Raw genomic sequence first — 22,431 nt, 5'->3', positions numbered from 1 at the left:
GCGGAGCTCAGTCCTCGCCGCGCGCCACCGGCCGGGACGGGTCCGAACTCCACTGCGACCATGACCCGGGAAACATCGCGGCGGACCGGCCGGCGGCGGCCAGCGCCGCCACGATCACCGTCGCGCTGATACCCGATCCGCAGTAGGCGCCCACCGCGTCGTCGGCTCCCACACCGCGGTCGGCGAGCAGTCGGGCGACCGCGGCATCTGGCAGGAAAGTCCCGTCGGCGTGCAACAACGCGGTGAACGGCAGATTCTTCGCACCCGGGATGTGGCCGGCGACCGCGTCGACGGGTTCCCCGTCGCCGCGGAACCGTTCCGGGGCGCGGGCATCCAGCAGCGCCAACGTGCCGGACCCGGCGCCGTCGCCGGCTTCGTCAGCGGTCAGGGTGGGTCGAAGCCCGTCGTAGAGATCCTCGGGTAGCAGGGTGACGTTGCCCGGTTCGGGGGAGACCTCCCCGGCCTGCAATACGCCGCCGTTCGCCGTCCAGGCCGACAACCCACCGTCGAGGATGCGCACTCCGGCCGCCCCGGAGGTGGACAGCAGCCACCACAATCGTGCGGACGCGGCCCGGTTCCAGTCGTCGTAGACCACTACCGGCGTGTTGCGCCGCACCCCCCACCGGCGCGCGGCGGCCTCGAGGTTGCGACCGGTCGGGAGCGGATGGCGGCCCCGGCCGGTGACGGCACGGTCGGACAATTCGTCCTCGAGCGAGACGTACACCGCGCCCGGCAGATGACCCTGCAGGTAGGCCTGGTGTCCGTCCGGTGCGTCCAGGCTCCAGCGGGCGTCGAGAATCGTCACCGGATCACCGGCACGCAACAGCTCAGCCAGCTCGGTGGCGGTGATCAGAACCTTGTCGCGCGGGTTCACCGCTGGGCTCTGCTCAGTAGTTGTTGCAGGAGGTGGCGATCGAGGTGATGGTGCCGATGTACTGCTGGGCCTCGGGCATGGCCTGGATCTGGGTGGCGATGCGCTGCCGCTTGTCCGGCGGCGAGGACAGGAAGGACCGCAGCCAGGTCTGGGCCATCGGCGAGGCGTTGAACTCCGCGGCGGCCGCGGGGTTCTCCGCGTTCAGCGCCGCGTTCACCTGCGAGTAGTTGCAGGTGGTGTTGATGATCGGCCCGAGGTCGGGATCCGCGGACGCGAACCCGGCTCCAGCAGACAGCGACAAAGCCAGACTGCCGGCTGCGACAGCGATCCTGGTCAACGACAGAGCGGCCATTTTGCAGACGCCTTTCCCCAGTGCATTTCACGTGTGGATATGAGGTCTTACTTCGAAGACGGACCAAGCTTAGCGGACAGCCGATGGCGTCGCCGAAGTCCGTGGTCACAGCCTTTTCGGGCGTTACGGGCAGGGGTTGGGATCGGTGCGCCACCACGGTGTGGGTTGTTGCGCCGCCCAGCCGCTGATGCCCTCCAGTTCCGCGGCCAGTGAAATCAGCAGACCGTCACTGTTGGCCGGCCCCATCAATTGCACCCCGATCGGCAGGCCCTCGGAGGTGAACCCGGCCGGCACGTTGATCGACGGCCAGCCCAGCAGGTTCCACGGCCAGGTCACCGGGCAGGCCGCGATCATGGCGCGGTCGGTCGCCAGGGCGTCCAGGTCGTCGAACGCGTGCACCAGTGGCGGCGGCTGGGCGGTGGTGGGGGCGAGCACCACGTCGACGATCCGGAAGATCGAACCCACCCGTCGCCGGTCCTTTGCCTCGTGGGCGCGGGCCTTGCGCAGCACCGCCTGCGACAACAGCCGGCCGGTGCGCATGTTGGCCAGCGTGCGCGGGTCGAGGTCCACCGCGCCGCCGAGCGCATTCGCGGCGGTCAGCACCCCAGCGGTGGAGCGGGACAGGAAGTTCCACGACAGCCGCACCCCGTAGTCGGGATTACCCGGAACCACGATGTGCCCGAGCAGGCGAAGCTGCGCGGCGACCTGCTCGAGTGCGGCCCTGATCTCGGGATGTAGCCGGGCGCCGAACCCGGTGTAGGGAAATCGGGTGGACATCGCGATCCGCAGCTGGCCCGGCGCGCGTCCCACGAAGTCGGACACCGTGACCGGGGGCGGTTTGTGCAGGTCACCTGCGGTATTGCCGGAGGCCGCGTCCAGCACCAGCGCCGCGTCCTGGACCGTGCGGGCGAGCACTCCGTTGACGGTGATGCCGTTGAACGCCTCCGGCAGCGGCCAGGTGGAGATGCGGCCCCGCTGCGGTTTGATGCCGACCAGATGCGTCCACGCGGCGGGTATGCGCACGCTGCCGGCTCCGTCGGAACCGATCGCCGCGGCGACCAGCCCCGCGGCGACCGCGGCGGCGCTGCCTCCCGACGATCCGCCCGGGGTGTGTCGGCGAGACCAGGGATTGCGGGTGTCGCCGAACCCGGGGCCGCCGGTGAACGGCCACTGGCCCAACTCGCAGGTGTTGGTCTTGCCGACGATCACCGCGCCGGCGGCTTTGAGCCGCCGCACCACCTCGGCGTCGTGGCCGGCCGGCTCGACGTAGCCGGACGTGCCGAACGACGTGGGTACGCCCGCGACGTCGGTGTCGTCCTTGACCGCGATCGGGACGCCCAGCAGCGGGGCGCGATCGCCGGCGGCGCGGCGCCGGTCGGCTTCGGTGGCACTGCGCAGCGCCGACTCGGTGAACACCACCCGGAAGGCGTTCAGTGTGGACTGGCTGGCGTCGATGGCGTGCAGCGAGCGGCGGACCAGGTCGACGGAGGCCACCTCGCCGCTGGCCAGCTGGTAGAGCTGTTCGGTGAGGGTGGGAAAGCGGGTGCCGGGCGCCGCGGGCGGGAGGGTCATCGGTGACGAGACTATCCGGCGTGCCACGCCGGTGACCGTCCTCGAAACGCCCCCGCGATGATGCGAAACTGGTGCGATGCGGCTGTACCGGGACCGGGCGGTGGTGCTGCGCCAGCACAAGCTCGGCGAAGCCGACCGGATCGTCACTTTGCTCACCCGCGACCACGGGCTGGTCCGCGCGGTGGCCAAAGGGGTGCGCCGTACCCGCAGTAAGTTCGGTGCCCGACTGGAGCCGTTCGCCCACATCGACGTGCAGCTGCATCCGGGCCGCAACCTCGACATCGTCACCCAGGTGGTGTCGGTGGACGCGTTCGCGAGCGACATCGTCAGCGACTACGGCCGCTACACGTGCGCCTGCGTGATGCTGGAGACCGCCGAGCGTCTCGCCGGCACCGAGCGGGCACCGGCAACGGCGTTGCACCGGCTGACCGTCGGCGCGTTGCGGGCGGTGGCCGACGGCCGTCGCCCCCGCGAGCTGGTGCTGGACGCCTATCTGCTGCGCGCCATGTCGGTGGCCGGCTGGGCGCCGGCACTGACCGAATGTGCCCGTTGTGCCACCCCCGGCCCGCATCGGGCGTTTCATGTCGCGGCCGGCGGCAGCGTCTGCGGCCACTGCCGCCCGGCCGGGTCGACCACCCCGCCGATGGGGGTGCTGGATCTGATGGCGGCGCTGCACGACGGGGATTGGGAGGCTGCTGAACGTTCAGTGTCGGCGCACCGCAGCCACGCCAGCGGATTGGTGGCCGCCCATCTGCAGTGGCATCTGGAGCGCCGGCTGCGGACATTGCCGCTGGTGGAGCGCGTTCAGCGGGCGGCGGCCGGGCAGGGCGCGGTGGGCGCCGAGGCGGTATCGGAGGCCACCGGCAGCGACGGCTGACCCCGCGGCACCGGCCCACGGGCACCGACCTGGCAATTGTGTTCGTTTGCGTGGACCATTCGCGGGTCGGCGGTAGGCTGATGCGACTTCACGATCCGAAGGCTCAATCTGGAAGGCAGGCCGAATGATTCACGACACCGGGTGGGGACGCTGGGCGCACTACACCGGGCCGCGGTACGCGGCCGGCCTCGGCGCAGCGGCGGGAGCCCTGCTGGTTGCGGGAATGCTCCCGGCGGTCGGCCCGGTCGCGCAGGCGGGCTTCGGGCCGGGTGTCGGGGCCATGGCGCCGTTGTCGACTCATGCCCCGGGTGCCGATGGGGCCGACGGCGCCGACGGGGCCGACGGTGCTCCGGGTGCCGACGGCCAGGGCGGTAAGGGCGGCAAAGGCGGCAAAGGCGGGCAGGGCGGCAAGGGCGGCCAAGGCGGCGCCGGAGGTAAGGGCGGTGACGGCGGCAAGGGCGGTGCCGGCGGGCACGGCGGTGCCGGGGGCGCCGGTGGTGCGTCCGGCCCGGGCGGCCAGCCTGGTGCGGGCGGTGCCGGGGGTGCCGGCGGAGCGCCCGGGCCGGGTGGAACGCCTGGTCAGCCAGGTCAACCCGGACAGCCCGGACGCGCCGGCTGACTGAGCCGATAAGAGCGAACCGACGCGTCCGGCACGCTGCTCCGATGGGAGTGGCACCCGTCGCGCCGGCCCCAACCACCCCCGCTAGAGTCTGACTCGATCGCCGGGGGGCAACGTAACAAGGAGCCACAAAGAAGTGACTGAGAACCCACGCGCAGACGTCGTATCCCGGCAGTACGAGCGGTGGACCTACCCGCCGCCCATCCACGACCTGCAGGCGTGGTCGGCCGGGAACTGGGAGTGGTTCGACCCGAGCCATGCCCACCGGGTGCTGTGGCCGGACCGGGAGTACCGGCCCGACCTCGACATCCTCATCGCGGGCTGCGGCACCAACCAGGCGGCAGTCTTCGCATACAACAACCCGAAGGCCAGGGTGGTGGCCGTCGACATCAGCCAGGCGTCGCTGGGACACCAGCAGTACCTCAAGGACAAGCACGGGCTGTGGAATCTGGAGCTGCACCAGCTCCCGATCGAGGAGTTGTCCACGCTGGGCATGGACTTCGACCTCGCGGTGTCCACCGGCGTGCTGCACCACATGGCTGACCCGAAGGTGGGGATGAAGGCCATCGCGGAGCGGCTGCGGCCCGATGGCGTCGCCGCCATCATGCTGTACGCGCGCTACGGCCGGATCGGCATCGAGATCCTCGAGTCGGTCTTCCAGGACTTGGGATTGGAGCAGAGCGACGCCTCCATCCAGACCGTGCGGCAGGCCATCCGGATGCTGTCTCCGGACCATCCCGTCCAGTCGTATCTGAAGATCGCCGGCGACCTGGTTTCGGACTCCGGCCTGGTGGACACCTTCCTGCACGGTAGGGCAAAGAGCTACGACGTCGACGGCTGCATCGACCTGGCCAACTCGGCCGGGCTGGACTTCCAGGGCTGGCTGCTCAAGGCGCCGTACTACGCGCACGACATCGCCGCGCCGTCGGGAGGCTTCTACGACGTGGTGAACGCGCTGCCCGAGGCCAAGATCTGGTCGGTGATGGAGCGCATCCACACCCTCAACGCGCGGCACTTCTTCCTTGCCACTCGCCCCGACCGTCCCAAGAACACCTATGCGATCGACTTCTCGACACCCGAGAGTCTCGACTACGTGCCGCTGTTCCGCTTCAAGTGCGGGCTGAACGGCAGCGAGATCTTCCGTCCGGGCTGGCGCATGCAGCTCAACCCGGCCCAGCTGCCGTTCGTGCAGAGCATCGACGGGCGCCGGAGCATCCGTGAGATCGCCTCGAGCCTGGCGCAGGCCGGCGGGCCGTCGCGGGGGAGCACAGCCGATCTGGAGAAGTTCGGCCGCAAGCTGTTCCAATCGCTGTGGCGCCTGGACTTCGTCGCGATGGACCTGAGTACCGATTCCTGATCGTCGGCATGGCCGGTAAACCGCCGCAGCGAACGAGCGGTCACCGCAGGCGGTGCCGGCCCGGTCGGGCAGGATTGGACGCATGGTGTTGAATCGGGCCGATCGCAAGGGCGGCTGCCCGCAGTTGCCCGCGGCACCCGAGGACTATCCGGTGTTCCCGGACACGTCCACCTGGCCGGTGGTGTTCCCGCAGTTGCCGTCACCACCGGGCGGGGGGCCGTGCCGTCCGCCGCAGCACACCTCCAAGGCCGCCGCCCCCCGGATTCCGGCCGAGGCGCTGCCCAATCACGTCGCGGTCGTGATGGACGGCAACGGCCGGTGGGCCACTCAGCGCGGCCTGGGCCGCACCGAGGGCCACAAGATGGGCGAGGCGGTGCTGATCGACATCACCTGTGGTGCCATCGAGATGGGCATCAAATGGCTGACCGTGTATGCGTTCTCCACGGAGAACTGGAAACGTTCCGCCGAGGAGGTCCGCTTCCTGATGGGGTTCAACCGCGAGGTGGTGCGCCGCCGCCGGGAGAACCTCAACGCAATGGGTGTGCGGATGCGCTGGGTGGGTTCGCGACCCAAGATGTGGCGCAGCGTCATCAAGGAATTCGAGATCGCCGAGGCCATGACAGTCGGCAACGACGTCATCACCATCAACTACTGCGTCAACTACGGGGGGCGCACCGAGATCGCCGAGGCCGCACGGGCTATCGCCGCCGAAGCCGTTGCGGGCAAGCTGAACCCGAACCGGATCAATGAGGCCACCGTCTCCCAGCATCTGCACCGCCCGGACATGCCCGACGTCGACCTGTTGATCCGCACCTCCGGTGAGCAGCGGTCGTCCAACTTCATGCTGTGGCAGGCGGCCTACGCCGAGTACATCTTTCAAGAAAAGCTGTGGCCGGACTATGACCGCCGCGACCTGTGGGAGGCCTGCGAACAGTACGCCTCCCGGCAGCGGCGATTCGGGACGGCGTGATGACGGATCTGGCCCACCGTCTCCACACAGCCCTCACCGCGGCGGCGGTGCCCACCGACGCCGAACCTGACGGTGCGCTGACCGTCCATCATGACGGCACGCTGGCGTCATTGCGGGTACTACCGATCACCGACGAACTGGAGTTGGTGTCGCTCACCCAGATCCTGGCCTGGGACCTGGCGCTGACCAAGAAGTTGCGTGAGCGAGCGGCCGAGCAGGCGCGCCTGAGTCAGCTCGGGACGGTCACCCTGGTCGAGAAGAACGCCAAAGTCGCAGATGTGATGCTGCGCTACAACTTTCCGGGCTCGGGCCTGACCGACGATGCGCTGTGCACACTGGTGTTGTTGGTTCTTGCCAAGGGTGTCGACATCCGGCAGGCGTTGATCGGCTGAGGCCGGGTGTTGCGCCGAGAGCGTCCTACTTCCGGCAATCGGCGCAGGTGCCGAAGATCTCGATGGTGTGGCTGACGTCGGAGAAGCCGTGCTCGGCGGCGATCTGGGCGGCCCACGTCTCGACCTCGTGGTCGGCCACCTCCACCGTGGCGCCGCAGTTGCGGCACACCAGGTGGTGGTGATGGTCCTCCGAGCAGCGCCGGTACACCGATTCACCGGTGTCGGAGCGCAAGGTGTCGACCTGACCGGCCGACGCCATCGCCTGCAACGTGCGATACACGGTGGTCAGCCCGATGTTCTCGCCGCGCTCACGCAGCGCGTCGTGCAACTCCTGGGCCGAACGGAAGTCGTCGATGGTCTCCAGCAGCGCCGAGATCGCTGTGCGCTGCCGGGTGGAGCGCACCCCGGGGGCGGTCAATGGTCTTCACCGGCGTGGGCCACCGCGTCGATGACGATGTGCGCCAGGTGGTGGTCGGCCAGCCGGTAGAGCACTTCGCGGCCCGACCGTTCCCCGGTGACCACCCCGGCCGATTTGAGTATCTTCAGATGCTGGCTGACCAGCGGCTGAGGCGCCCCCAGCGCGTCGACGAGTTCGTGGACGCAGCGATGCGACTCCTGCAGCTGCAAGACGATCGCGATGCGCACCGGAGCGGCCAATGCCCGCAGCAATTCGCCAGCGGCGTCGAGGATCTCACGCGGCGGTGTGGCGGGGTAGGCGGGCCCGGTGTGTTGGTGGTCATCGGTTACCAGACCGGTCATCGCGGGCGCCATGTCACCACCTCCGCCCATGTTGGAAACCGTTTTCAGCTGACTCCCACTGTTCCATGCGTAATGATGCATGTCAAAGAACCGTTGCGAGGTCGATACGATATCGGTTGCTTTGCGTGCCGGCGGTGCCGGCGCGGTCCCGACAAGACAGGAGTGCACCCCCTCGTGGCGTCCGTCATCGACACCGTCGTCAACCTGGCCAAGCGCCGCGGCCTGGTTTTTCCGGCCGGCGAAATCTACGGCGGCACCAAATCCGCGTGGGACTACGGTCCGCTCGGCGTGGAGTTCAAAGAGAACATCAAACGACAGTGGTGGCGCTCGGTCGTGACCGCCCGCGAGGACGTCGTCGGCCTGGACTCGTCGATCATCCTGCCGCGCGAGGTGTGGGTGGCCTCCGGTCACGTGGACGTCTTCAACGACCCGCTGGTGGAGTGCCTGTCCTGCCACAAGCGTCACCGCCAGGACCACATGCAGGAGGCGGTAGCCGCCAAGCGGCTTGCAAAAGGGGAGCAGGTCGACCCCGATGACGTTCCGATGAGCGAGATCGCCTGCCCGGACTGCGGTACCAAGGGCCAGTGGACCGAGCCGCGTGAGTTCAACATGATGCTCAAGACCTACCTCGGCCCGATCGAGACCGAGGAGGGGCTGCATTATCTGCGCCCCGAGACCGCGCAGGGCATCTTCGTCAACTTCGCCAACGTGGTCACCACCGCGCGGCGCAAACCACCGTTCGGAATCGCCCAGACCGGCAAGAGTTTCCGCAACGAGATCACCCCGGGCAACTTCATCTTCCGGACCCGCGAGTTCGAGCAGATGGAGATGGAGTTCTTCGTCGAGCCGTCCACCGCCCGCGAGTGGCACCAGTACTGGATCGATACCCGGCTGGCCTGGTACGTCGACCTCGGTATCGACGCCGACAAGCTACGGCTGTTCGAACATCCGCTGGAGAAGCTGTCGCATTACAGCGCCGGCACCACCGACATCGAGTACAAGTTCGGTTTCCAGAACAACCCGTGGGGCGAGCTGGAGGGCATCGCCAACCGCACCGATTTCGACCTGTCCACCCACACCAAGCACTCCGGTGTCGACCTGTCGTTCTACGACCAGGCGTCCGACACCCGCTACACGCCGTACGTGATCGAGCCGGCGGCCGGCCTGACCCGCTCGTTCATGGCGTTCCTGATCGACGCCTACCACGAGGACGAGGCCCCCAACGCCAAGGGCGGGGTAGACAAGCGCACGGTGTTGCGCCTGGACCCGCGACTGGCGCCGGTAAAGGCCGCGGTGCTGCCGCTGAGCCGCAACGCCGACCTGTCGCCGAAGGCCCGGGATCTGGCCACCGAGTTGCGCCAGTCCTGGAACGTCGAGTTCGACGACGCCGGGGCGGTGGGCCGGCGCTACCGGCGCCAGGACGAGATCGGCACTCCGTTCTGCATCACCGTCGACTTCGACTCCCTGCAGGACCACGCCGTTACCGTGCGCGAGCGCGACAGCATGGCCCAGGAGCGGGTGGCCATCGACGGGGTGGCCGACTACCTGGCCGTGCGCCTCAAGGGCTGCTGACCTTCGCGCGAGCATGGGGGCACCTCCCGCTTGCGCGAGCGTGCGTGTCCCCGGCCCGACACTCCGTGCCGGAGCCGGATCCACGCACGCTCGCCATCGGCAGGGCAGCGATAGCCGCCGGTTATCCACAGCCGTGACTGGCGTGGTTGTCGTTCGCGCCGCACGCTGCGGCGATGACCAACGAACTGGACATGCTGCTGGCTAAGCAGGGCGGGGTGGCAACCGCCGGACAGTTTCAACGCCACCTTGGCCGCGCCGCGTTCGAAACGGGCGTCGCCCGTGGTGAGCTCACCCAGGTGTGGTTCGGCGTGTATTCCCGAAGCGACCCCGATACCACGCTCCGGCTGGCGGGCCTGGATCTGCGTGCCGGTGAGCAAGTCGCGGTCTGCCTCGGGACCGCCGCTGCGGCATACGGTTTCGATACCGAAGAGGTAACCGACCTCCACGTACTGAACCCCGTCGGGCATCAGTTACGCAACTCCGATGGGCTGGTGGTGCACCGCCGCGACGCAGCGCCGCTGGCCTTCGTCGACGGCCGATTGGCAACCGAACCCGCCTGGACAGCAGTCGAAGTCGCCCGCAGCCTTCGCCGGCCGAGGGCATTGGCCACTCTCGACGCGGCGTTGCGCAGCGGGACCTGTGATCGTCGACAGTTGCGCTCGGCGGCGGCCCGCCAGGGCGGGCGGCGGGGGATAGTGGCGGTGCGTGACTTGATGCCGCTGGCCGACGGGCGGTCGGACTCGGCGATGGAGAGCGAAGCACGGCTGAGAATGATCGATGGCGGCCTGCCGGTGCCGGAGTTGCAATACAAGATCGTCGATCGCAACTTCCAGACCTGGACGGTCGACTTCGCGTGGCCGGCCTACCGGGTTGCGGTCGAGTACGACGGTTTCAATTTCCACAGCAGCCCGGAGGCCCTGCGCCGCGATCGACGCAAGCGCGCGGCATTGCAGGAAGTGGGGTGGACGGTACTGTCGCTTGTCGACGACGACGTTCGGCGTCGTCCCTGGGACATGGTGCGCCGCATCGAGGGGGAGATGTCCCGATCGCGGGCCGCGTAATCGCCGGCGCGAGCGTGCGGAATTCCGGGGATTTCCCCGGCGCGTCGACCGGGGACGCGCACGTTCGCGGTGGTTGGGCTAGAAGCGGTGGTTGGGCTACTCGCGGTGGTGCTGCTAGAAGCGGCCGCCGCCGCCGAAGAAGCCGCCGCCGCCCGAAGAGCCGCCGAACGAGGTCGGACTCCAACCTCCGCCGCTGCTACCGCCGCCGAAGCCGCCACCCATACCGCCACCGCTGAGGATGTTGCCGATGATGATGCCGCCCAGCATGGCGCCGGTGTCCCCGCCACGACCGGGGCCGCCGCCGTAGCGCCCGTAGTAGGCCCGCTGTGCGGCCTGCACGTCGGCCTTGGCCAGTGACTGGGCCGCGGCGGCCAGTGTGGCCGCACCGTTGGCCTGGCTGATGGCGCCGGCGACGTCGGTGCTGCGCGTGTCCTGGGCGGCCTCGAGCCGGCGGCGGGCCTCGGCCAGCCGGGTGCGGGCCTCCGGGCCGACGCTGCCGCGGCGAGTGTCGATGTAATCCGAGACGGCGCGGATCCGCGACGACGCGGTGAACAGCGCCTGCTCCAGCGTGCGGGCCAGTCGCTCGGCGGCCGCGCGTTCCTCTGCCACGGTGTCCAGCAGCCGGTCCAGATCAGCGTCGGCCTTGGTCAACGCGGTGAACGCCCCCAGCGGATCTCCGCTGGACCGCGCGGCGGCGACAGCCCTGACCGCGGTGTCGCGGGCCGAGGTCAGCTCGGACCTGTGTGGGCCCGCGCCGCGCTGCAGCTGTGCATTGGCCTGTGCGATGCCGGCTTCGGCGTCGGTGATCGCCTCCGGCAGCGTGGCGACCGCGTGCCTGATGTCGCGGGCGGCGTTGTCCACCGCGTCGAGCAGCGCCCGGCCCTGGCCCAATCCGGACTCCGCGGCCCGCACGGCGTCCACCAGTTCGCTCTGCCCGCCGGTCACCGGGCGATCGGCCAGCCCGCGCGCCCGGGTGATGTTGCGTTCGGCGAAGGCCGCCCGGTCCTGCGCGGTCTTGACGTTGCCGGACACCGAACTGAGTGCCGTGGCGTCGAACTCGCGATGCAACTCGACCAGGTGCTGCTCGGAGAGCGGAATGCGCCCGGTCAGCTCGACGAGCCGTCGGGTCAGGTCGTCGAGGCGCGCCGGTGCGTTGAGCACCAGGTCACGCAACTGCTCGAACGACGCACGCTGGGTCTCCAGTTCGCGGTCGGCCTTGGCGGCGGTGACGATCACCCCGGTCAGCAGATCGCGCTGCTGGGCCGGTGTCTCGGGGATGTCGTCGTCGAGTTGCTGACGCACCGTGAAGGCGTGCTCCATGGCGGCGTTGGCGCTGGCGACCGCCTGTGCGAACGGCCGGGTGCGTTCCTGCCCGAACTCATCGACCGCCAGCTGCAACTCGTTGGCGCTGGTGCGTACCGCGTTGTCGACCTCGACCACCTTCTCGCGCGACAGCGCATCCAATGCGAACACCGGCACGGCGGCCAACGCGTTCGGATCGGTCGGGTCGACGCGCCGGGCTGCGGCCAGCGCCGCGGCGTGACGCCTACGCCGCAGCTGACGTGCCACCAGCCACACCACCACGCCGGCGGCCGCCACCGCGGCCAGCGCGATCAAGATCGGCGCCCAGTTCACCTCGGCCGGAGCTGCCGCCGCGTCCAACCCGTCGGCGGCGACAGCGGCCGCCCCGGCCCAGTCGCCGCGGTGCAGGGCCGGCTCGATCTGGTTGCGCCGCAGCGCGTCGACTTGGGAGGTGCTGATCTCGGAGATGCCGTTGGACACCAGGAACGCGTAGCTGCGGTCGGCGGTGGCCACCGCCAGCAGGGCGTCGTTGTTGCCCAGGTCGCTGAGCTGGGCCGTGCTGCGGCCCCACCCGTCGGCGGTCTGCCCGGAGAAGACCTCGACGTAGACCACCCACAGCCGCACGTGCCGGTCGGCGTAGAGCTTGTCGATCGCGGCCTGCACCTCGGCGCGGTCGGATTGCGACAGCACCCCGGCGCTGTCGGTGATCGAACTGGGCAGCCGCAGCGGTGGTTGCGCCGCGGCGCTCGGCGCCACGAGCAGCGCCGCGGTGAGGATCGCCAGGACGGCGCTGATCAGGCGCGTGATTCGCATGCTGGTCAATGTATATGCGATCCCTGGGCGATCGATGGAATTCTGCGGCCGGCCTGGACGGCTCGGGCGGCTCGGGCGGCGCGGCGCCGGACTTCGGGCCGGCGTGTCATCGATGTGGGGGCGCGCTAAATAGACTGGCGCCGGTGGCCATGAACTCATACGACAGCTACGGCGCGCACGATCGCGATCGCATCGTGGCGGAGACGTCGAAGACGGCCGGCCTGCCCGGAACCGGCGGCCAGCACCGGACCGACTTCGCCCGGGACCGGGCCCGGGTGCTGCACAGCGCCGCACTGCGCCGGTTGGCCGACAAGACCCAGGTCGTCGGGCCCCGCGACGGCGATACGCCGCGCACCCGGCTGACCCATTCGCTGGAGGTGGCCCAGATCGGGCGCGGGATGGCGATCGGACTGGGCTGCGACCCTGACCTGGTCGACCTGGCCGGACTGGCTCACGACATCGGGCATCCGCCGTACGGTCACAACGGCGAGCAGGCACTCAACGAAATCGCTTCCGGTTGCGGCGGATTCGAAGGCAACGCGCAAAACTTCCGCATTCTGACCGGCCTGGAACCCAAAGTCCTGGGGCCGGACGGCGCAAGCGCGGGACTGAACCTGACCCGGGCGGCGCTGGACGCGGTCACCAAATATCCATGGCCGCGACGGTCGGAAAACGGCCCGGACCGAACCAAGTTCGGGTTCTACGACGACGACCGTGCCGCCGCCGAATGGATGCGTCGAGGAGCGCCGGAGGGCCGGGTCTGCTTGGAGTCGCAGATCATGGACTGGGCCGACGACGTCGCCTACTCGGTGCACGACGTCGAAGACGGTGTCATCGCGGGTCGCATCGACTTGCGGGTGCTCGGCGACGCCTCGACGGTGGCCGAACTGGCGCGGCTCGGCGATCCCGACGGGGAGCATGATCTGGCCGCGGCGGCTCAACGACTCACCGAACTGCCGGTGGTGGCCGCGGTCGCCGGCTACGGCAAATTCGTGGTCACACTGTCGGCGTCCGTGGCGTTGAAGCGACTCACCAGCGAGTTGGTCGGCCGGTTCGCCTCCGCGGCGATCAGCGCTACTCATGCCACCGCGGGCCGCCGGCCGCTGACCCGCTACCAGGCCGACTTGGAGGTGCCTGAACTCGTTCGGGCCGAAGTAGCCGTGCTGAAAACCCTTGCGGTGCAGTTCATCATGTCCGAAGATCAGCACCGGAAGATCCAGGCCGCCCAGCGTGAGCGGATTCACGAGGTGGCGCACCGGCTGCTTGCCGGGGCGCCGGAGAGCCTGGATCCGATCTTCGTCCCGGCGTTCGTCGCCGCTGCGGACGACGGCGCGCGGTTGCGGGTCGTCATCGATCAGATCGCGTCGTGCACCGAGGGACGATTGGAGCGTCTCGCGGCGGGCTGAGTGGCCTCAGCCGAGTTCGGTGACCTTGTCCATCATCGCCTGCACGGCCTGGATGCTGCTGGTTTGGGGATCGGCGGAACCGGTGGCGTTCTCGGTGCCGGTGAACGCGATCAGCACCCCGACGATGTAGTTGCCGCGTACGCCGATGGCCCGGGTGTCGGGGGCCTTGGGGCTCTTGTCGAGCACGATGGAGGCCGCCAGCACGTCATCGGTGACCCGCACGTCGGTGATGTGCATTTCGGTGCCGTGCAGGTGCGGCTGCGCTCCCGAAACCGGGTCGGTCGTGTTGACCGGACGCCCGTCGCAGCGCTGCCACTGCTCGGCGAAGCTCGCGAACAACTCCTGCGCGTCGGCCTCGCTGGGCAGCGCGACCACGGCCTCCTTGACGAACATCACCCGGGTGGTGAGCGGCGTGAACCCGTCCCGGTGGGGTTCGGAGTCGATCCACGTCTCGCGTGCGTAGCTCTGCACGTCGGCCGCGGCGTACACGCTCTTCGGTGCGACGTCCACGACGCCCACGCATTCGCCGGTCGCCGACGAGTCCTCCATCGCCTCCAGGCCGCCGTAGGCGGGCGGCCCGGTGACAGTGGTGAAGGGCTGGTCCAGCATCTTCGTGAGCTCGGCGCCGTCGAGCAGGACCTGCTTGACGGTCTCGCCGGTGATACCCGATGCGGCGCCGCGGGAGCGGTCGGGCCAGACCAGCCACAGCACCAGCCCCACCACGGCCAGTACGACGACAGCGATCGCCAGTAGGAGGCGAGGTCGCTTGGATTTCGCCGCCGTTGGCTGCTCGGACAGACTCATGGGCGCTCCCGGACCTCGACGTTGACGGACCGAGCTTAAAACATCGGGGTTGGCGACCGGCGGTGCACTCTAGACTGACCCGGTGCCCGGCCGTATCTCCGATCGCGACATCGCCACCATCCGCGAACGTGTCCGGATCGAGGATGTGGTCGGCGATTACGTGCAGCTCAGGAGGGCCGGAGCCGACTCGCTCAAGGGCCTGTGCCCGTTTCACAACGAGAAGTCGCCGTCGTTTCACGTCCGCCCCAACCACGGCCTGTTCCACTGTTTCGGTTGCGGGGAGGGCGGTGACGTCTACGCGTTCGTGCAGAAGATCGAGCACGCCAGCTTCGTCGAGGCGGTCGAACTGTTGGCCGACCGGGTCGGCCACACCATCACCTACACCGGGGCATCGGCCACCAACATCCAGCGCGAGCGCGGCGGCCGCAGCCGGCTGATCGCCGCCAACGCTGCGGCAGCGGAGTTCTACGCCGCGGCGTTGGGCAGCCCCGAGGCCGCACCGGCGCGCAAGTACCTCACCGAACGTAACTTCGACGCCGCCGCGGCCCAGCGGTTCGGCTGCGGGTTCGCCCCTTCGGGGTGGGACGGCCTGACGAAACACCTGTTGCGTAAGGGCTTCGAGTTCAAGGAGCTGGAAGCCGCAGGACTGTCCCGGGAGGGACGCCGCGGCCCGATGGACCGGTTTCACCGTCGGCTGCTGTGGCCGATCCGGTCCTCGGCGGGGGAGGTGATCGGGTTCGGCGCCCGCCGGTTGTTCGACGACGACCCGATGGAGGCCAAGTACGTCAACACCCCGGAAACGACGCTGTACAAGAAGTCCAACGTGCTGTTCGGTCTCGACCTGGCCAAACGGGACATCGCGCGCGGGCACCAGGCCATCGTGGTGGAGGGCTACACCGATGTGATGGCGATGCACCTGGCGGGGGTGACCACCGCCGTCGCGTCGTGCGGCACAGCCTTCGGCGACGAGCACCTGGCGATGCTGCGTCGACTGATGATGGACGACAAGTTCTTCCGGGGGGAGCTGATCTACGTCTTCGACGGCGACGCGGCCGGGCGTGCGGCGGCGGTCAAGGCCCTCGAGGGTGAACAACAACTGGCAGGACAGTCGTTCGTCGCGGTGGCCGCCGACGGCATGGACCCGTGCGATCTGCGGCTGGCCCACGGCGACGAGGCGCTGCGCGACCTGGTGGCACGCCGAACCCCGTTGTTCGAGTTCGCAGTCCGCACCGCGCTGGCCGAGATGGACCTGGACAACGCCGAGGGGCGGGTCGCTGCGCTGCGTCGCTGCGTACCGATGGTCGCGGCGATCAAGGACCCGACGCTGCGCGACGAATACGCCCGCCAACTGGCCGGCTGGGTGGGATGGGACGACGTCGCGCAGGTCATCGGAAGGGTGCGCGCCGCGGCCAAGGATTCCCGGGGCGCCGCGAAGCGCATGTCCACCACTTCGGCCGCGGCGGTCGCCCAGCCGCCGGTCGCACGCCCCAATCCGGCCGATCCGACGCTGTGGCCGCAGCGGGAGGCGCTCAAGGCGGCGCTGCAGTTTCCTGCGCTGGCCGGGCCGGTGTTCGACAGCCTGACGGTGGAGAGTTTCACCCATCCCGGTTACGCGGCGGTGCGCTCGGCGATCGACACCGCCGGCGGAACCGCCGGGGCGGCCGCGGGCGCGCAGTGGATCGAGACGGTGCGCGAGCAGACCACCTCGCCGCTGACGATCGGCCTCATCCACGAGTTGAGCGTGGAGTCCATCCGCGTCGATGACGAGAAACTGCCCCGCTACATCGGCGGTGTGCTGGCCCGGTTGCAGGAGGTTTGGGTGGGCCGGCAGATCGCCGAGGTCAAGTCCAAGCTGCAGCGCATGTCACCGGTGGAACACAGTGACGAATACCACGCCCTGTTCGGGGACCTGGTCGCGATGGAGGCCTACCGGCGCAGTCTGCTCGAGCAGGCCAGCGGCGACGACCTGACCGCCTGACCGCCTGATCGCCTGATCGCCTGAGCGGATCAGTGCCGGCCGGATTCGTCGGAGTCCTCGGGCCGCAGCACCGTCATGCCGTCCTCGAGCTCGGTCAGTGTCACCATCTTCTGGTCGGGATGGATTCGGTTGGCGATGCTGCGCCGTCCCTTGTCGATCACCGATTTGGCGATCGGGCTGCTGGTCAGCGCGTGGTAGGTGCCGACGATCTGCTCGTAGCGGCGACGGCCGGCTTTCGTGCCCATCACGTAGCCGACGCCCATCACGACGACGTACCCGATCAAATGCTGCTCCCTACATCGTGCGGTGTTTCCATCCTGCCTCACGCGGCGGCGGCGCGTTTCGGTGCGACCCCCGTCGGGAGGCGGTGCTGTCCGGATGCGCTAGAGTCGTGCAAGTCCACGCGGACAGCAGTCCCCTGTAGCTCAATTGGCAGAGCATTCGGCTGTTAACCGGAGGGTTGGTGGTTCGAGTCCACCCGGGGGAGCCACCACGTTGTACCGGCGTCAGTCCAGCCGGGGAATCACCGAGGGACCGGCCTGCGAAGGCGGCTGTTGCGGTGCGAACATCGGGGGCGTCTGCTGTGACTGGGACTGCTGCTGCTGCTGAGCCGCGCGGGCCTGGGCGAGCGCACTGACCAGCGGGCTGTTGGCCATCATCTCGCGGCGCTCCTCGTCGGTCAGCTCGTAAATCGCCCACGCGCCCCAGGCGGCCGGCCGCACATACAGCGTGACCTTCTGCCGGCCGTTGTTGAAGACGGCGGGAACCGCCACCGCCCGGTCGGTGGCGGCGAAGCTGGCCATCTCCTCGGTAATCCGCTCGATGTCGGCGGAGTCCTGCAGCTCATAGGTCGGTGCCTGGACGCCCTTGGTCGGTGTGGCATTCAGCGCGAGGAACCACGCCATGGTTGGTACTCCTTTGTTTGAGCATCGATGCGGACAGCCTATGACGGTCGGCCGGTGGATTCACCGGCGGGCAGTCTCAGCCAAGTGTTCCGGATGCAGCATCTCGGCGTATCGCAGCTGCTCCGGGATGCCGAACCCGTCGACGAGGGTCTCGGCGTGCGGCCGCAACTTCCGGCACCGGTCGTTGATGCCGCGGGTCACCGCCTTGGCCCGATCGGTGGACAGGTAGCGGTGCTCGATGTACCACGCCTTGTCGTCCTCGATGACGCTGAGCGCGTACAGGTCGCACACCAGCTCCAGCAGCTCGCGGGCATCCGCGTCCGGGCAGGATTCGATGCCGGCGACGAAGGCCTCCAGCACCACCCGGTCGATGTGGGCGGCCGCGGCGTGCAGCACGTGGTCCTGAACGGCGTTGAAGGCGTCGAAGTCGCTCATCTCCTCGGACTTGGCCCGCAACCGGCGCGCCACCGACGTCAGCAGATACTCTTCGCGGTCGGTGAACATGTGCAGCTGGGTACCCCGGTTGAACAGACTGCCTTCTTCCTCGCTGTCTTGCCGGGCGTCGACGAAGGTCTGGATGATCGTCTCTGCGGCGGTACGTTTCAGCACCCGGTCGCTGACCGTCTCGGCGGCGAAACGCACCCAGTCGACCGGGCTCATACCGGCGATGTCGTCGGCGTAGGCGGTTAACAGTTGCTTGGCCACCAGTTGGGTCAGCACGTGGTTGTCGCCCTCGAAGGTGGTGAACACGTCGGTGTCGGCGCGCAACGCGATCAGCCGGTTCTCGGCCATGTAGCCCGCGCCGCCGCAGGCCTCGCGCGCCTCCTGGATCGCCCGGGACGCGTGCCAGGTGTTGGCGGCCTTCAGCCCCGCCGCCCGCGCCTCCAACTCCCGCTGTTCCTCGGGGTCGGGGTCGTCGGCGGTCTGCAGGTCATGGCATTTGCTCACCAGTTCGTTCTGAGCGAACTGCAGCGCGTATGACCGTGCGATCAGCGGCAGCAGCCGGCGCTGATGTACCAGGTAGTCCATGATGAGCACCTCGTGCTCGGCGCCGTCGTCGCTTGGCGCGCTGAACTGCCTGCGCTGCAAGGCGTATCGAGTAGCGATGTCCAGTGCGACCCGGGCGGCTGCGCCCGCGCTCCCGCCCACCGAGACCCGGCCGCGGATGAGGGTGCCGATCATGGTGAAGAATCGCCGGCCGTCGCTTTCGATCGATGACCGATAACTGCCGTCGGGGTCGACATCGGCGTACCTGTTCAACAGGTTCTCGCGCGGAACCCGGACGTGATCGAAGACGATGCGACCGTTGTCAACCCCGGGCAGACCGCCCTTGTAGTGACAGTCCGAGGTGGTGACGCCGGGCAGGTCGTTCCCCTCGGAATCCCTGATCGGCACCAGGAGGCAGTGCACGCCGTGACCCTGCTCTTCCCCGCCCGGGCCCGGTGTTCTCAACTGGGCGAAAACCGCCGCGATGGTGGCGGTTTCGGCCGCCCCGCCGATGTAGTCCTTGCGTGCCGTACCGGTGGCCGAATCGATGACGAACTCCTCGGTCGCCGGGTCGTAGGTGGCGGTGGTCTCCAGCGCCTGTACGTCGCTGCCGTGGCCGGTCTCGGTCATCGCGAAGCAGCCCAGCAGGTCGAGGTCGATGATCTTCTGGACGTAGGCGCGGTGGTGCCGCTCGGTGCCCAGGTTCTCCACGGCGCCGCCGAACAGCCCCCACTGCACGCCGGCCTTGACCATCAGCGACAGATCCGACATCGCCAGCATCTCGATCATGCTGACCGCCGCGCCGACATCGCCGGTTCCACCGTGTTCCTTGCGGAAGCTGTCGGCGGCCACACCGGTGCCGGCCATGATCCTGAGCTGTTCGGCGACCTTGGCGCGCGCGATCACCGTGTTCGGCGTGTGGTGCGGACGGAATTTCTCATCGGACAGGGTGGCTCGGACCCGGTTCTTCACCGCGCGCCAACGGCCATCCAAGGTGTCACAGAGTGCTGCGGAGATGGTCACCCCTGCACGGTAGCCGGGCTGGGCGACCGGTAAACCGGGTTTAAATTACGGTGTGCGTTGGAAGCTGGCCCGGCTGTTGTCGCTGTGTTGGATACTCGTCGCCGGCTGCGGACCGTGCGAGGCGCCGGTCGCGGCGCCGGGAGTGGAATACCTGGGTCAGGCCCACCTGGCGCCGAGCACCGTGTTCGCCGGTACGACGGTGGGCGGATTGTCGGGGATCAGTTACGACTCGCAGCGGGATTGTTACTACGTCATCAGTGACGACCGGTCGGCCAGCGGACCGGCCCGGTTCTACACGGTACGGCTGTCGGTGTCCGATCGCGGCATCGATGCCGTGGCGATCATGGCCGTCCACCCACTGCTGGACGAACACGGGCGGCAGTTCGAACCGCGGTCGTTCGACAGTTCGCCGCCGGTCGTGCCACCGGACCCGGAAGGTATCGCGTTCGACAGCGGCCGGCAGCGGCTGTATTGGTCGTCGGAGGGGGAGCGGCGCACCGACGGGCCGCGTGGTCCGGTGCTGGCCGATCCCTGGGTCAGGATCGCCGGGCTCGACGGCAGCTATCTCGGTCAGTTGACCACGCCACCGCAATTGGCGATGTCGGCGCAGCGCACCGGGCCGCGCCGCAACAAGACGCTCGAGGGGCTGACGCTGAGCCCGGACGGCCGGTCGCTGTTCGCCGCGATGGAAGGACCCGGCTACGACGACGGTGCCCTGCCGGATCAGGCCCGCGGCGCGCTGACCCGCATCACCGCCTACCGCGTCGACCCGGGCGCCGACTCGGCCGCACCGGTCGCCCAATACGCCTATCCGCTGGAGCCGGCCACGGCCCCCGCCGAGACCAACGGTCTGACCGACCTGGTGGCGTTGTCGGACACCGCGTTCCTGGTGATCGAGCGGGCGTTCAGCGTGCGCCCGACGGTGCGGTTGTTCCGGGCCGAAATCGGGGACGCCACCGATGTGTTGGGCGTGCCGGCCCTTGCCGGGGCGGCCGTGACCCCGATGGTCAAGACGTTGGTGGCCGACCTGTCGACCACGCCCGGCCTGGAACCGCTGGACAACATCGAGGGGATCACGCTGGGCCCCAAACTGCCCGACGGGCGTCAAACGCTGGTGCTCGTCAGCGACGACAACTTCTCGCCGCGCCAGCTGACGCAGTTCGTGGTGTTCGCGATGTCCGCGCGCTGAGTCGATGCGGTGACGCGCCGGCGAGGAACAACCCGGGCCGGACACCGCCCGCTCGGACGGGCACTATCATCGGGGGGCAGGCCGGCCACCTGGGAGACTAAATATAACCCGACAGCCGCTAATTGATATTTTCCGAATGCCGGCTGTCGTTATTGGCGATTGCGGGTATCGAAAAGGTTTAATTTGCACAGTGCCCTGATAGCGTTAGCGCAATGCGGTACGACTGCCGGTCAGTGACGAGGCTGAGATCGCGCGTTGGCTGACTCCACCGACCGGCGCGCCGATGCGACGCGTCAGCAGATCATCCGCGCCGCTGCGCACCAGTTCGCCCAGCGGCCCTATCACGACGTCGGCCTTGACGATATCCTCGCGGAAGCGGAATTGACCAAGGGCGCAATGTATTTCCATTTCCGCTCCAAGCATGCTCTCGCACTTGCCGTCATCGACGAACAACTCGCCAGGGCCGGAGCGGCGGTACAGTCGCTGGTCGACCGGAAGCTTTCCGGCCTGGAAACCCTGATCGACGTCGGCTATCTGATGGCGGTCGAAGACAGCTGTCGCGACACCGCGCGCGCGGTGCTGCATCTGCTTCCGGTTGTCGGTCGTGGCGAGGGACTGCAGACCACGGTGCTCAACAACGCGGTCCAAGCGCTGAGTGTGGTGACCGAACGCGCAGTCGCCGAAGGGGACATCGTCGGCAGGGAACCGCAGGATGTGGCCCGGATGCTGGTGGCACTGTACCTGGGGTTGCGGCAGGCGGGCGATCTCGACGACCCCGAACAGTTCCTGGGGCAGATCGAGCGGGGCTTCATCGTCGTGCTGCCCGGAATGGTGCCGGACGACCGCATCGACTATTTTCTCCAGTTCATCCGGCGGCGCACCGCGCTGGCCATCAAGACCGCGTCGGCGAACCCCACCGTGGCCGACGACCGGGCGGGCTGATGGCACGTCAGGTTCGATCCGAGGCGACCCGACGGAAGCTGCTCGACGCAGCCATCGACGTCTTCGGCGAGGTGGGCTACGTCGCCGCCGGCCGAACCGCGATCATCGAGCGCGCGGGAGTGACCAAAGGCGCCCTGTACCACCACTTCGATTCGATGGAATCACTGGTGATGGCCATCATCGAGGGTGGATTCAGCACCATGCTGAGCACCTTCCGGAACATGTGCCAGCCGTCGTCGCCTGCCTTGGAAGGCATGATCCACGGCATGTTCGCCGTCACCGCGGTGCTGGCCGTCGACAAAGAGGCGCGAGCGGCGGGCCACCTGGTTTTCGCACTGTCGGAATCCAACGAACTGGGCGGCGACGTCGCCGACGAATGGGCGGCGGCGGTGGCCGCCCAGACCGCACGCGCGATCGCCGAGGGGGATTTGCGCGAGGGCCTCGATCCCGCTCAGGTCGCCGAACCGATCACCGGCGCGATGCTCGGGACGTGGCTGCTGTCGAGCTGCGAGGACGGCATCGCCCGATTGACCCGGATGTGGGAGATGCTGCTGCCCGCGATCGTGGCGCCGGACTCGCTGGCGTACTTTCAGCAATTCCTGGCTCGCGAGGCACTGCGTCACCAGGCCGAGCCCGGACCGGGGGGCGGCGACGAGGACTCGGCCGCCGTCGACTGA

Annotated in this window: 22 protein-coding genes and 1 tRNA gene; 13 read left to right on the top strand and 10 right to left on the bottom strand. The window is 68.7% G+C overall.

The features are described from left to right. Positions 1–7 precede the first annotated feature (7 nt). From BST10_RS02705 to BST10_RS02695, 3 genes are all read right to left on the bottom strand, one after another. Positions 8–874 (bottom strand): sulfurtransferase, encoded by an 867-nt coding sequence (locus tag BST10_RS02705; protein WP_083036289.1) that lies wholly within the window; start codon positions 872–874, stop codon positions 8–10. A 13-nt stretch (positions 875–887) separates the two neighbouring features. Beyond that, positions 888–1,226 (bottom strand): hemophore-related protein, encoded by a 339-nt coding sequence (locus BST10_RS02700; RefSeq protein WP_013828497.1) that lies wholly within the window; start codon positions 1,224–1,226, stop codon positions 888–890. Between the two features lie 123 nt (positions 1,227–1,349). After that, on the bottom strand, positions 1,350–2,798 hold the full coding sequence (locus BST10_RS02695; RefSeq protein WP_083036288.1) for an amidase: 1,449 nt from the start codon (positions 2,796–2,798) through the stop codon (positions 1,350–1,352). A gap of 76 nt (positions 2,799–2,874) precedes the next feature. On the opposite strand from BST10_RS02695, the gene recO reads away from it, so the two are divergent. From recO to BST10_RS02670, 5 genes are all read left to right on the top strand, one after another. Then, positions 2,875–3,675, top strand: a complete 801-nt coding sequence (recO, locus tag BST10_RS02690; RefSeq protein WP_083036287.1) for a DNA repair protein RecO — start codon at positions 2,875–2,877, stop codon at positions 3,673–3,675. A gap of 124 nt (positions 3,676–3,799) precedes the next feature. Continuing rightward, positions 3,800–4,294 (top strand): hypothetical protein, encoded by a 495-nt coding sequence (locus tag BST10_RS23505; RefSeq protein WP_205277382.1) that lies wholly within the window; start codon positions 3,800–3,802, stop codon positions 4,292–4,294. A 136-nt stretch (positions 4,295–4,430) separates the two neighbouring features. Continuing rightward, entirely contained in the window at positions 4,431–5,651 is a 1,221-nt protein-coding gene (locus tag BST10_RS02680; protein ID WP_013828501.1) for a class I SAM-dependent methyltransferase, read from the top strand. Positions 5,652–5,733: 82 nt separating this feature from the next. Beyond that, positions 5,734–6,621, top strand: a complete 888-nt coding sequence (locus tag BST10_RS02675) for a decaprenyl diphosphate synthase (protein WP_083036286.1) — start codon at positions 5,734–5,736, stop codon at positions 6,619–6,621. Next, complete coding sequence (locus BST10_RS02670) at positions 6,621–7,013, top strand: hypothetical protein (protein ID WP_083036285.1); 393 nt, start codon at positions 6,621–6,623, stop codon at positions 7,011–7,013. Before BST10_RS02675 ends, BST10_RS02670 begins: the two co-directional genes overlap by 1 nt. A 25-nt stretch (positions 7,014–7,038) precedes the next feature. On the opposite strand, the gene BST10_RS02665 is transcribed toward BST10_RS02670, so the two are convergent. Both BST10_RS02665 and BST10_RS02660 read right to left on the bottom strand, forming a co-directional pair. Then, complete coding sequence (locus BST10_RS02665) at positions 7,039–7,431, bottom strand: Fur family transcriptional regulator (RefSeq protein ID WP_013828504.1); 393 nt, start codon at positions 7,429–7,431, stop codon at positions 7,039–7,041. Beyond that, positions 7,428–7,784, bottom strand: coding sequence for an ArsR/SmtB family transcription factor (locus BST10_RS02660; RefSeq protein WP_083036284.1), 357 nt, complete (start codon positions 7,782–7,784; stop codon positions 7,428–7,430). The genes BST10_RS02665 and BST10_RS02660 overlap by 4 nt, the downstream gene beginning before the upstream one ends. Before the next feature lie 162 nt (positions 7,785–7,946). On the opposite strand from BST10_RS02660, the gene BST10_RS02655 reads away from it, so the two are divergent. Further along, entirely contained in the window at positions 7,947–9,344 is a 1,398-nt protein-coding gene (locus BST10_RS02655; protein ID WP_013828506.1) for a glycine--tRNA ligase, read from the top strand. Between the two features lie 173 nt (positions 9,345–9,517). Continuing rightward, positions 9,518–10,405, top strand: coding sequence for a DUF559 domain-containing protein (locus tag BST10_RS02650; RefSeq protein WP_083036391.1), 888 nt, complete (start codon positions 9,518–9,520; stop codon positions 10,403–10,405). Between the two features lie 114 nt (positions 10,406–10,519). On the opposite strand, the gene BST10_RS02645 is transcribed toward BST10_RS02650, so the two are convergent. Beyond that, entirely contained in the window at positions 10,520–12,520 is a 2,001-nt protein-coding gene (locus BST10_RS02645) for a TPM domain-containing protein (RefSeq protein ID WP_083036283.1), read from the bottom strand. A gap of 143 nt (positions 12,521–12,663) precedes the next feature. Here BST10_RS02645 and BST10_RS02640 point away from each other — a divergent pair, with 143 nt between their 5' ends. Further along, positions 12,664–13,926 carry a deoxyguanosinetriphosphate triphosphohydrolase gene (locus BST10_RS02640; RefSeq protein WP_013828509.1) on the top strand — a complete coding sequence of 421 codons (1,263 nt, stop codon included), beginning with the start codon at positions 12,664–12,666 and terminating at the stop codon, positions 13,924–13,926. A 6-nt stretch (positions 13,927–13,932) separates the two neighbouring features. On the opposite strand, the gene BST10_RS02635 is transcribed toward BST10_RS02640, so the two are convergent. After that, the gene (locus BST10_RS02635; RefSeq protein WP_083036282.1) at positions 13,933–14,730 is read right to left on the bottom strand and encodes a sensor domain-containing protein; all 798 of its coding nucleotides are present in this window, start codon (positions 14,728–14,730) and stop codon (positions 13,933–13,935) included. A gap of 82 nt (positions 14,731–14,812) precedes the next feature. Here BST10_RS02635 and dnaG point away from each other — a divergent pair, with 82 nt between their 5' ends. Next, positions 14,813–16,708, top strand: a complete 1,896-nt coding sequence (dnaG, locus tag BST10_RS02630; RefSeq protein ID WP_083036281.1) for a DNA primase — start codon at positions 14,813–14,815, stop codon at positions 16,706–16,708. A gap of 29 nt (positions 16,709–16,737) precedes the next feature. On the opposite strand, the gene BST10_RS02625 is transcribed toward dnaG, so the two are convergent. Further along, on the bottom strand, positions 16,738–16,992 hold the full coding sequence (locus BST10_RS02625) for a hypothetical protein (protein WP_083036280.1): 255 nt from the start codon (positions 16,990–16,992) through the stop codon (positions 16,738–16,740). Positions 16,993–17,122: 130 nt separating this feature from the next. On the opposite strand from BST10_RS02625, the gene BST10_RS02620 reads away from it, so the two are divergent. After that, a tRNA-Asn gene (locus tag BST10_RS02620) sits at positions 17,123–17,198 on the top strand. 16 nt (positions 17,199–17,214) lie between these two features. On the opposite strand, the gene BST10_RS02615 is transcribed toward BST10_RS02620, so the two are convergent. Together BST10_RS02615 and BST10_RS02610 are read right to left on the bottom strand one after the other, a co-directional pair. Further along, entirely contained in the window at positions 17,215–17,613 is a 399-nt protein-coding gene (locus BST10_RS02615; RefSeq protein ID WP_083036279.1) for a hypothetical protein, read from the bottom strand. 60 nt (positions 17,614–17,673) lie between these two features. Next, positions 17,674–19,623 (bottom strand): acyl-CoA dehydrogenase family protein, encoded by a 1,950-nt coding sequence (locus BST10_RS02610; RefSeq protein ID WP_083036278.1) that lies wholly within the window; start codon positions 19,621–19,623, stop codon positions 17,674–17,676. A 52-nt stretch (positions 19,624–19,675) separates the two neighbouring features. Between BST10_RS02610 and BST10_RS02605 the strand changes: the two genes are divergently transcribed. The 3 genes from BST10_RS02605 (at position 19,676) to BST10_RS02595 (ending at position 22,431) form a co-directional block, all read left to right on the top strand. After that, the gene (locus BST10_RS02605; RefSeq protein WP_083036277.1) at positions 19,676–20,812 is read left to right on the top strand and encodes an esterase-like activity of phytase family protein; all 1,137 of its coding nucleotides are present in this window, start codon (positions 19,676–19,678) and stop codon (positions 20,810–20,812) included. 255 nt (positions 20,813–21,067) lie between these two features. Further along, positions 21,068–21,754, top strand: coding sequence for a TetR/AcrR family transcriptional regulator (locus tag BST10_RS02600; protein WP_013828516.1), 687 nt, complete (start codon positions 21,068–21,070; stop codon positions 21,752–21,754). After that, a complete protein-coding gene (locus BST10_RS02595; protein WP_013828517.1) occupies positions 21,754–22,431 on the top strand; it encodes a TetR/AcrR family transcriptional regulator in 678 nt (225 codons plus the stop codon). Before BST10_RS02600 ends, BST10_RS02595 begins: the two co-directional genes overlap by 1 nt.

The sequence above is a fragment of the Mycolicibacter algericus DSM 45454 genome, assembly GCF_002086455.1.
GTDB classification, from domain to species: Bacteria; Actinomycetota; Actinomycetes; order Mycobacteriales; family Mycobacteriaceae; genus Mycobacterium; species Mycobacterium algericum.
The sequence above is the reverse complement of the archived record's forward strand: the minus strand, read 5'-3'. Positions and strand labels throughout refer to the sequence as shown.

What these genes read in the sequence shown, in the direction of transcription:
- BST10_RS02695 (WP_083036288.1), bottom strand. Translation starts at nt 2,798, where the DNA reads ATGACCCTCCCGCCCGCGGCGCCCGGCACCCGCTTTCCCACCCTCACC.
- BST10_RS02645 (WP_083036283.1), bottom strand. Translation starts at nt 12,520, where the DNA reads ATGCGAATCACGCGCCTGATCAGCGCCGTCCTGGCGATCCTCACCGCG.
- BST10_RS02635 (WP_083036282.1), bottom strand. Translation starts at nt 14,730, where the DNA reads ATGAGTCTGTCCGAGCAGCCAACGGCGGCGAAATCCAAGCGACCTCGC.
- BST10_RS02700 (WP_013828497.1), bottom strand. Translation starts at nt 1,226, where the DNA reads ATGGCCGCTCTGTCGTTGACCAGGATCGCTGTCGCAGCCGGCAGTCTG.
- BST10_RS02670 (WP_083036285.1), top strand. Translation starts at nt 6,621, where the DNA reads ATGACGGATCTGGCCCACCGTCTCCACACAGCCCTCACCGCGGCGGCG.
- BST10_RS02595 (WP_013828517.1), top strand. Translation starts at nt 21,754, where the DNA reads ATGGCACGTCAGGTTCGATCCGAGGCGACCCGACGGAAGCTGCTCGAC.
- BST10_RS02615 (WP_083036279.1), bottom strand. Translation starts at nt 17,613, where the DNA reads ATGGCGTGGTTCCTCGCGCTGAATGCCACACCGACCAAGGGCGTCCAG.
- BST10_RS02650 (WP_083036391.1), top strand. Translation starts at nt 9,518, where the DNA reads ATGACCAACGAACTGGACATGCTGCTGGCTAAGCAGGGCGGGGTGGCA.
- recO (WP_083036287.1), top strand. Translation starts at nt 2,875, where the DNA reads ATGCGGCTGTACCGGGACCGGGCGGTGGTGCTGCGCCAGCACAAGCTC.
- BST10_RS02675 (WP_083036286.1), top strand. Translation starts at nt 5,734, where the DNA reads ATGGTGTTGAATCGGGCCGATCGCAAGGGCGGCTGCCCGCAGTTGCCC.
- BST10_RS23505 (WP_205277382.1), top strand. Translation starts at nt 3,800, where the DNA reads ATGATTCACGACACCGGGTGGGGACGCTGGGCGCACTACACCGGGCCG.
- BST10_RS02660 (WP_083036284.1), bottom strand. Translation starts at nt 7,784, where the DNA reads ATGGCGCCCGCGATGACCGGTCTGGTAACCGATGACCACCAACACACC.